At 63.1% G+C, this 9744-nt stretch carries 4 protein-coding genes; 1 reads left to right on the forward strand and 3 read right to left on the reverse strand.

Features of this window, described 5'->3' with window-relative positions; translation table 11 throughout:
• Positions 1-288: 288 nt before the first annotated feature.
• A complete protein-coding gene (locus tag EC919_RS01520) occupies positions 289-5904 on the forward strand; it encodes a putative Ig domain-containing protein (protein ID WP_133770537.1) in 5616 nt (1871 codons plus the stop codon).
• A 1060-nt stretch (positions 5905-6964) separates the two neighbouring features.
• Here EC919_RS01520 and EC919_RS01525 read toward each other — a convergent pair.
• The 3 genes from EC919_RS01525 to EC919_RS01535 all read right to left on the reverse strand — a co-directional run bounded on the left by EC919_RS01525 (position 6965) and on the right by EC919_RS01535 (position 9732).
• Positions 6965-7552, reverse strand: coding sequence for a peroxidase-related enzyme (locus EC919_RS01525; protein ID WP_133770539.1), 588 nt, complete (start codon positions 7550-7552; stop codon positions 6965-6967).
• Positions 7552-8073, reverse strand: coding sequence for a CMD domain protein (locus EC919_RS01530; RefSeq protein ID WP_432213784.1), 522 nt, complete (start codon positions 8071-8073; stop codon positions 7552-7554). The genes EC919_RS01525 and EC919_RS01530 overlap by 1 nt, the downstream gene beginning before the upstream one ends.
• A gap of 93 nt (positions 8074-8166) precedes the next feature.
• Positions 8167-9732 (reverse strand): ABC transporter substrate-binding protein, encoded by a 1566-nt coding sequence (locus EC919_RS01535; RefSeq protein WP_133770543.1) that lies wholly within the window; start codon positions 9730-9732, stop codon positions 8167-8169.
• Positions 9733-9744: the final 12 nt, after the last annotated feature.

The raw sequence follows: 9744 nt of genomic DNA on the forward strand, positions 1-9744 counted from the left end.
AACTTCGTGGGACTGGCTTTAGCCGGGAAGACGTCGGTATTCTCACCGCAGGATTGCGCGTGCATCCCCCTCCGATCCACCCCCCGCCTGCGAAAGTGCCAAAAAAGCACACCCCCTTAAACGTCAATTGCGTGACACATATAACGAGCCAAATGTGCCGACCGTCACAAAACGACGGTTTCCCGACATACGGCGACAACTTTTCCGTTCAGGTAGGTCATACCTGCTGCAGTGCCGATTGGAAATTGGCACTCAGCGTGACCTCAGCCTGTGACCGGAGATAAGTACATGATTTTTAATGTCCAAAATTTTGGCGCCAAAGGAGATGGCGTTTCTGACGACACCGCAGCCATCCAGCAAGCGATTGATGCAGCTGCGGCGGCTGGCGGAGGACAAGTCTATGTACCCCCCGGGACCTACATCGTGTCAGGCGGCGAGGAGCCTTCCGACGGCTGCCTCATGCTCAAGAGCAATGTCTACATGTACGGCGATGGCATGGGCGTCTCCAACATCAAGGTCGCAGACGGCTCCGACACGAAAATTACCGGTGTCATCCGCTCTGCCTACGGCGAAGAGACCCACGACTTCGGGCTGAGCAACCTGACCATCGACGGCAACCGCGACAACACCACCGGCAAGATCGATGGCTGGTTCAACGGCTTCATCCCCGGCAAAGAAGGCTACGACTCCAACGTCACCCTCGACGGCGTGGAGATCAAGGACTGCTCCGGTTACGGCTTCGACCCTCACGAACAGACCGTGAACATGGTCATCAAGAACAGCGTGTCCCATGGCAACGGCCTGGACGGCTTCGTCGCTGACTTCCTCAGCGACAGCACCTTCGAAAACAACATCGCCTACGACAACGATCGCCACGGCTTCAACGTGGTCACCAGCAGCCACGATTTCACCCTCAGCAACAACGTCGCCTACGGCAACGGCGGTGGCGGCATCGTCGTGCAGCGCGGCAGCGAGAACATCCCTTCACCGAACAACATCACCATCACCGGCGGTGAGGTGTATGGCAACGGTGCCGAAGGCGTGCTGATCAAGCTCTCCAGCGAGGTCACCATGACCGGTGTCGACATCCACGACAACGCCAGCGCCGGCGTGCGCATCTACGGCAGCAACAACGTCGACGTCATCAACAACACCTTGAGCAACAACTCGCTGGGCGGCGGCGTACCGGAAATCATCATCCAGTCCTACGACGACACCAAGGGCGTTTCCGGCAAGTACTACAACGGCAGCGACAACACCGTTCAGGGCAATACCATCAACGGCAGTGCGCTGTCGACCTATGGCGTCGCCGAGCGCAACGAAGACGGCACCGACCGCAACAGCATCATCGGCAACACCATCAGCCACACCACCAAGGGCGACACCCTGTTGTATGGCGATGGCAGCTACGTCAGCGCGACCGTGCCAGTGGTGGCGGTTCAGGGCACCGACGGCAACGACACCCTGCCGGGCAGCGACGCCAACGAGATCTTCTATGCCGGCGCGGGCAATGACACCCTTAACGGCGGTGGCGGCAGCGACATCCTCGTCGGCGGCGCCGGGATCGACAAGCTGACCGGCGGCGCGGGCGCGGACATTTTCCGCTTCACCAGCGAATCCGACAGCTATCGCACCGCGACCACCAGCTTCGACGACACCATCACCGACTTCGACCCGACCCAGGACAAGATCGACCTCGCCGGCCTCGGCTTCACCGGGCTGGGCAACGGCCGTGGCGGCACCCTGCAGGTCAGCTACAGCGCCAGCAACGACCGCACCTACATCAAGGACTACGATGCAGACGCCAACGGCAATCGCTTCGAGCTGATCCTGGCCGGCAATCTGGTCAGCGCGCTGACCGCCGACAACTTCATCTTCAACCGCACCCTCACCGGCACCACGGGCAACGACTCGCTGCAGGGCACTGACTCGGCCGACACGCTGCTGGGCCTGGCTGGCAACGACAGCCTGGCGGGCGGCGCCGGTGACGATCGTCTCGACGGCGGCGCCGGACAGGACACCCTGAGCGGCGGCGCCGGCGCTGACACCTTCGTATTCTCCAGCCGCACCGACAGCTACCGCAACTACAACGCCGGCGGCGCGAATCTGGGTGACGTGATCACTGATTTCGACGTCACCGCCGACAAGATCGACCTCTCCAAACTGGGTTTCACCGGCCTTGCCGACGGCATGAACAACACCGTGTATGCGGTGCTCAACGACGCCGGCGACAAGACCTACATCAAGTCGCTGACCGCCGATGCCGAAGGCAACCGCTTCGAAGTCGCGCTGGTGGGTAACTACCTCGACAAACTGACCAGCGCCAACTTCGTGTTCGCCACCGCCCCGACGGCGAATCAGACGCCGGTGGTTGCCAACCCGCTGCTGGATCAGAACGCCACCGAGAACACGCCGTTCAGCTACGTCGTGCCCGGCACCAGCTTCACCGATCCGGACAACGACACCCTGAGCTACACCGCGACCCTGGCCGACGGCACCGCCCTGCCGACCTGGCTGATTTTCGACGCGGCAACCCGCACCTTCAGCGGCACCCCGGGCGACACCGCGTCGGGCACCTACGCAATCAAGATCACCGCGAGCGACGCCAGCAACGCCACCGTCAGCGACAGCTTCACCCTCGCCGTGCAGGACGTGCCAGTGACGCCGGGCGTGATCAATGGCACGCCGGGCTATGACACGCTGAACGGCACCACCGGCAACGATCAGCTCTTCGGCGGCGCGGGCAATGACACCCTGAACGGCGGCGACGGCAACGACATTCTCATCGGAGGCGCGGGTGCCGACAAACTCACCGGCGGCGCGGGGGCGGATGTGTTCCGCTTCACCTCCACCCAGGACAGCTACCGCACGGCGACCACCAGCGCCAGCGATCAGATTCTCGATTTCGATGTCGCCGCCGACAAGATCGATGTCTCGGGCCTGGGCTACAGCGGTCTGGGCAACGGCCTCAACGGCACGCTGCAGGTGACTTACAACGCCAGTAGCAACCGCACCTACGTCAAAGACAATGTGGCGGACGCCAGCGGCAACCGTTTTGAACTGTCCCTGGCGGGTAATCTGGCCGGCAGCCTGAACGCCAGCCATTTCGTCTTCGCCAGCCAGAATGTGCCGAGCAACGTGGCGCCGGTGGTGGCGATCCCGCTGCTGGACCAGAACGCGACGGAAAACTCGCCCTTTACCTACGCGGTCACCAGCAACAGCTTCTCCGACGGCAACAACGACACGCTGACCTACACCGCGACCCTGGCCGATGGCAGCGCCCTGCCCGACTGGCTCAGCTTCGAAAGCACCCGCCTGACCTTCAGCGGCACGCCGACCAGCACCGCCTCCGGCAACTACACGCTCTTGATCAAGGCGACCGACCCGTCGGGCGCGTCGGTCAGTGACAGCTTTGCCCTGGCCGTGGCCGATGCGCCGGCCAGCACCATCACCGGTACGGCCAATGGCGAAACCATCGCCGGCACGCCAGGCGCCGACCTGATCCTCGGCCTGGGCGGCAACGACACCATTCGTGCCGGTGCAGGCGCGGATATCATCGACGGCGGTGCAGGCCGCGACTCGCTGTACGGCGGCGACGGTGCCGACACGTTCCGCTACACCAGCGTCCAGGACAGCTACCGCGACTACAACACTGGCGGCGTCACGGCGACCGACACGATCTACGACTTCACCCACGGCGTGGACAAGATCGACGTGTCCGCCCTCGGCTTCCTCGGCCTGGGCGACGGCAGCAACGGCACGCTGTACCTGAGCCTCAACGCGGCTGGCGACAAGACCTACATCAAATCCAGCGTGCCTGACGCTGACGGTCATCGCTTCGAGATCGCCCTGAGCGGCAACTACATGAACACCCTTACGGCCGACGATTTCGTGTTCGGCTCGCGGGCCGACCAGGACATCCTGTTCCTGCCGACCCTCGGTCAATCCAACGCGCGTCTGCTGCGCATGACCGAAGACGACAGCCAGTCCGGCACCACGATGCTGGTGGACGGCCTGAGCAAGTACACCACCTATGATGTGCGCAGCCAGTTCAACGACGCCGACGGCAATGGCATCGACATCGCGGTGGGCGGCAGCACGGTCAACGGCATGTCGACCCTCGGCGCCGAAGAACTGAAACTGTGCTGGTGGCTGACCGACACCGACCAGCCGGGCCCGGCCCTGTTGCGCGCCGTGGCCTTGTTGAACGACCAGCTCACCGAGCTGAAAGCGGTTGATAACGTGACCATGGGCATCATCTGGGGCCAGGGCGAGGAAGCGGCGCAGGAAATCGCCCGCGCTTCGGACAAGGACGCCGCTGCGGCGGCGTACAAGGCAGCGACCTTGTCGGTGTTCGATTACCTGCACGCGCAGTTCGGCAACTTCAACGTGTACATGATGGAAACCGGTCACTACGACCAGGACGCCGCCCGCGCGCGCGGCTTCTCGGAAGAGAAGATCGCCGGCATCGTCGAGGGCGTCGGCTATGTGCGCGCCACCCAGGAAGCGATCGCCGCCCAGCGTGACGATGTGAAGATCGCGGTGGATTACACCGACCTGCCCCTGCGCCACGAAGTCGACCCGCTGGTCTACCCCGATGACGTCTGGCACTTGCACGAAGAGTCCGCCGAGATCGTCGGTCAGCGTCTGGCCGACTACATCGCCGACGACCTGGGCTTCAAAGGGGACCCGAGCGACAACAACAGCGTGCAGGCGATCTTCGACGGCGCGCAAAACGAAGGCGGCCTGATCTTCGGCACCGATCAGGACGACACCCTGGTGGGATCGGCCGGCAACGACACGCTGGACGGCGACCTTGGCGCCGACAGCATGACGGGCGGCGACGGCAATGACATTTACATCGTCGACAACGCCTTCGACAGCATCACCGAGAGCAGCGACTCACCGTCGCAGATCGACACCGTGCAGGCGTCGGTCAGCTGGACCCTCGGCGCGAATCTGGAAAACCTGGTGCTCACCGGTGTGTCGGCCATCGACGGCAACGGCAACGAGCTGCGCAACTTCATCACCGGCAACGCGGCGGCCAACGTCATCGATGGCGCAGGCGGTGCCGACAGCATGAGTGGCGGCAACGGCAACGACACTTACTACGTCGACAACAGCGGCGACAGCGTGATTGAAAGCAACGCCGATCGCGTCTCGGGGGGCATCGACAGCGTGCACAGCACCCTGGCGACGTTCACCCTGGGCAGCAACGTCGAAAACCTGTACATCGACAGCATTGAGGCGGCCAATGGCATCGGTAACGGGCTGGACAATATGCTGTTCGCCGGCAGCGGCAACAACGTGCTGGACGGGCGCGACGGCAATGACACGGTGTCCTACTATGGCGCGCAAGCCGGCATCACCGCCACGCTTTCGACGTCTGCGCAGCAAAACACTGGCGGCTCAGGCCTGGACACGCTGAAGAGCATCGAGAACCTGATCGGCAGCGCCTTCGCCGACAGCCTGACCGGCAACAGCGGCGCCAACGTGCTCAACGGCGGTGCCGGCAACGACACGCTGATCGGCGGCTCGGGCAACGACCGTTTGATCGGCGGCGCAGGCACCGATTCGCTCACCGGCGGCACCGGGGCGGACACCTATGTGTTCGATTCTGTCGCCGACATGGGCGTCGGCGCCCTGCGTGACGTCATCACTGGCTTCAAAAGCGCCGAAGGCGACCTGCTCGACTTCAGCGCCCTGGACGCCAACCCGCAGACCCCGGGGATCGACGCGTTTACCTTCATCGGCAGCAACGCCTTTGACAGCAACGATGCGACCGGGCAAATACGCTTCGCTGACGGGATTCTCTACGGCAGCATCAACGCCGACGCGACCCCGGACTTCGAAATCCAGCTGGTCGGCGTCAAGGAGCTGCACGTGACTGACCTGGTTGCCTGATTGATCGCGGCAACACAAAAACGGCCTCCGCAATGGAGGCCGTTTTTTTCGCACGCCCAGCGGGACCGGTCCCACTGATGCAGCACATGACTAGGTGGGACCGCATATCCCCCGTAGGACCGGCTTCAGCCGGGAATGGGAGCTGCGTACGCCGCAGATTCCCGGCGGTTGCCACGATCCATTGTAGGAGCGCGCTTGCCCGCGAAGACGTCAGTGCAGACGATAAATATGCGTCGGATGTACCGCCCATTCGCGGGCAAGCCACGCTCCAACGGGTTATGCGTTCACCGCGATTACCCGGTTGGGCGAAGATCCATTGCGCTCACCGGGACTATCTGGTTGGGCGAAGATCCATTGCATTCACCGGGATCATCCGGTTGGGCGAAGATCCATTGCGTTCACCGGGATCATCCGGTTGGGCGAAGATCCATTGCGTTCACCGGGATCATCCGGTTGGGCGAAGATCCATTGCGTTCACCGAGATCATCCGGTCGGGCGAAGATCCATTGTAGGAGCGTGGCTTGCCCGCGAAGACGTCGGTACAGACGATAAAAATCCGTCGAATGTACCGCCCATTCGCGGGCAAGCCACGCTCCTACGGGTTATGCGTACGCCGCAGATTCCCGGCGGTTGCCACGATCCATTGTAGGAGCGCGCTTGCCCGCGAAGACGTCGGTACAGACGATAAATATGCGTCGGATGTACCGCCCATTCGCGGGCAAGCCACGCTCCTACAGGTCATGCGTTCACCGGGACTATCCGGTTGGGCGAAGATCCATTGCGTTCACCGCGATTACCCGGTTGGGCGAAGATCCATTGCGTTCACCGCGATTACCCGGTTGGGCGAAGATCCATTGCGTTCACCGGGATCATCCGGTTGGGCGAAGATCCATTGTAGGAGCGTGGCTTGCCCGCGAAGACGTCGGTACAGACGATAAAAATCAGTCGGATGTACCGCCCGTTCGCGGGCAAGCGCGCTCCTACAGGTCATGCGTTTGCTGAACGACAGCGAGGGGGCAGAGCGCCACCCCACACCAACAGCCGCATCCATCTATCAGCGTTAATCCGCCGGAAACACCGGCTCACCCAGATTCAGCATCAGGCGGTTGGCCCAGGCGAAAATCGAGATCGCGTGGATCAAATCGAGCACCTGCCCATCGTCCAGGCCCTGCTCACGCAGCGCTTTGATGTGGCTGGCATCGATGGAGGCCGGGGCCAGCGTCAGGTCTATCGCAAAGCGCACGATGGCTTTTTCCCGTGCATTGGTGCCCGCCGTGGCAGGGTCGGCGAAGACCTCGCGGATCACGTCGTTGCGCTTGGCCAACTGCTCAAACCGCTGAGCATGCACCGAGGCGCAGTACACGCAGCGGTTGACGCACGAAACCACGGTGCTCGCCAGTTCACGCTCGGCTCGGGACAGCCCGCCGGGTGCGTACATGATGGCGTTGAAGGCCTGGGAACGCTGGCGAAGAATGTCCGGGTGATGGGCCAGGGTCAGGTAATAGTCCGAGGTCTTCGCCTGGGGATGGCTCTCTTCGAGCACCGCGATCTGCTCGGGGGTGGCGCTGTTCAGATCAACCGTCGGCAGCCAGGCCTTCCAGCCCAGTACCTCGTTGGTGAATCCATTGTCGCGAATCGGCTCGCTCATCACGCTTCTCCAGCAGAAAGCAGTGCACCCAGCCCTGCGGCCAGACGCACTTGATAGGACATGAACGCAACCAGCTGCGCCAGCACGACGATTTCCTCAGTGCCCAGCCCGACATTATGCAGCGCCTGCACCGCCGCCTGATCGCCATGCACTGGCGACTCGATCAATGTGCGGGTGAATTCCAGAATGCCGCGCAATCGAGGGTCGCTCAGTTCATCCAGCGAACCGGAGTCAACGCTCGCCACGCTCAACGCGTCCACACCCTGCGCGTGCAACTGCGCCAGATAGTGCGCCGCCAGCCTCGGGTGCGGGGTCAAATGGGCGGCGTAATAAGCCACCCACAGGCGTTCGGTCAGCGACAGATTGCCCGGAAGTTCGGGGGCAAAAAACAAATCCTGACTGCCTTGGGTGGCGGAGGCGACCTTGTCGCGGGCATGGCGAACGGTGTGAAGCGTCGAGCCCGGCTGAATACCGAGCAGACCATCAAGCACATCGGGCTCAGTGCCCGGCACAGTGTCCAGCGGGTGAGAGGCGTTCAATGACATGACGTTTCCTGACAGTAAATGGGACGTCGTCCCCGCCGCGCACCTGTGTCGCAGCAGGGACATGCAGAATCAAGGTTGCTCGGTGACCATGGTCGCGGCGGTGCGGTCGCTCACCAGCGGCTCGACCTTCAGGCCCTTACGCGCCGCCCAGATGTTCTGGTAGTGGAACAGCGGGATGATGCCGACGTCATCGCTGACCACCTTCACCGAGTCCTCCAGAATCTGCCGGCGCCTGGCTTCGTCGAACTCGGCGGTTGAATCGACCAGGGCCTTGTCCACCAGCGGGTTGCTGTAATGCCCCCAGTTCGAGGCGCCCTGCCCCTTGGCGCTGTCGACGGTGGTAAGAATGTTGGTCAGCGCGTACGCCGCTTCGCCGGTGCCGTTGCCCCAGGCGATGACACTGATCGCCAGTTCATTCTTGTTGGCCTTGCCGGCATACACCGCCCACGGCAGCACTTCGAGCTGCACCTTGACGCCGATCCGCGACCAGAACTGCGCCACGGCCTGCATCGCTTCCGGCGCTTGCGGGTAGCGGTCGCCCGGCACGTGCACGGTCAACTGGAAGCCCTCGGGAAAGCCCGCCTGAGCCAGCAGTTCTTTGGCCTGCTTGACGTCGTAGGGAATGTTTTTCACCTGCGGGTTGTAGCCGAACGTATTGGCAGGCATCCACTGATTGGCCTCGGTCACGGTGCCTTGCATGATGCGTTCGTCGATGGCCTGGCGGTTGATCGCCAGGGACAGCGCTTTGCGCACGCGCACGTCACGCAGCGGGTTCTCCGCCAGCGGCTTGCCGGCGTTGTCGCGGATGAACTCGTTGGGCCCTTCGCGGAAACTCGGTTGAATGATCAGCGCACGCAGGCCCTGATAGGCAAACACGTTGACGCTCGGGGTCTTGCGCAACCGCTCCACGTCCGTCGGCGAAACCTTGTCGATCACGTCGACATCGCCCGCCAGCAGCGCGGCGGTGCGGTTGGCGGCGTTGGCGATAAAGCGGAAATCGACCTTGTCCCAGGTCGGCTTGCCGCCCCAGTAACTGTCGTTGCGCGCGAAGATCGTGCGGTCACCCGGCACGTAGGAGACGAAGCGATACGGCCCGGTGCCGATCATCGCCTTGCCTGCGTTGTAATCGGCACTGCTGGCGTTCGCCCCGGCGTGGCGGCTGACGATGTAGATCGAATCGACGTCGGGCAGCAGATTGGCGTTCGGCGTGCGGGTCTTGATGATCAGCGTGTGGGCGTCCTTCGCGCTGACCGACTCGACCGTGCGCATGGCGCCGGCGTACGACGCCACACTGCCGGGCACGTTGCGCGCGCGCTCGAAGGAGAACACGAAATCATCAGCGGTCAGCGGCGTGCCGTCCTGCCATTTGACGTCATCGCGCAGGTCGAACTGCCAGGTGGTCGGGTCCACGACTTTCCAGCTCTTGGCCAGGCCCGGCAGGGTCTTGTCATCGTGGCGGTTGACCAGGGATTCGAAGGCGTGCAGCGCCACCGAGCGGTCGCCGGCATAGTTGTTCAGTTGCGGGTCCAGGGACGAGACCGGGTCGGCGTAACCGATCCGCAGATCCTGAGCCGAGACACCGCCGGCGGCCAGCAGCAGTGCCGTGGCGATCAGTGAGCGAACACGTGGTTGCATGGGAGATTCCTT

The organism is Pseudomonas graminis (assembly GCF_004364335.1).
Lineage (GTDB): Bacteria > Pseudomonadota > Gammaproteobacteria > Pseudomonadales > Pseudomonadaceae > Aquipseudomonas > Aquipseudomonas graminis_D.

Excerpts from the sequence above, each read along its gene's own strand:
- EC919_RS01520 (WP_133770537.1), top strand. The coding sequence starts at position 289 with ATGATTTTTAATGTCCAAAATTTTGGCGCCAAAGGAGATGGCGTTTCT.
- EC919_RS01535 (WP_133770543.1), bottom strand. The coding sequence starts at position 9,732 with ATGCAACCACGTGTTCGCTCACTGATCGCCACGGCACTGCTGCTGGCC.
- EC919_RS01525 (WP_133770539.1), bottom strand. The coding sequence starts at position 7,552 with ATGAGCGAGCCGATTCGCGACAATGGATTCACCAACGAGGTACTGGGC.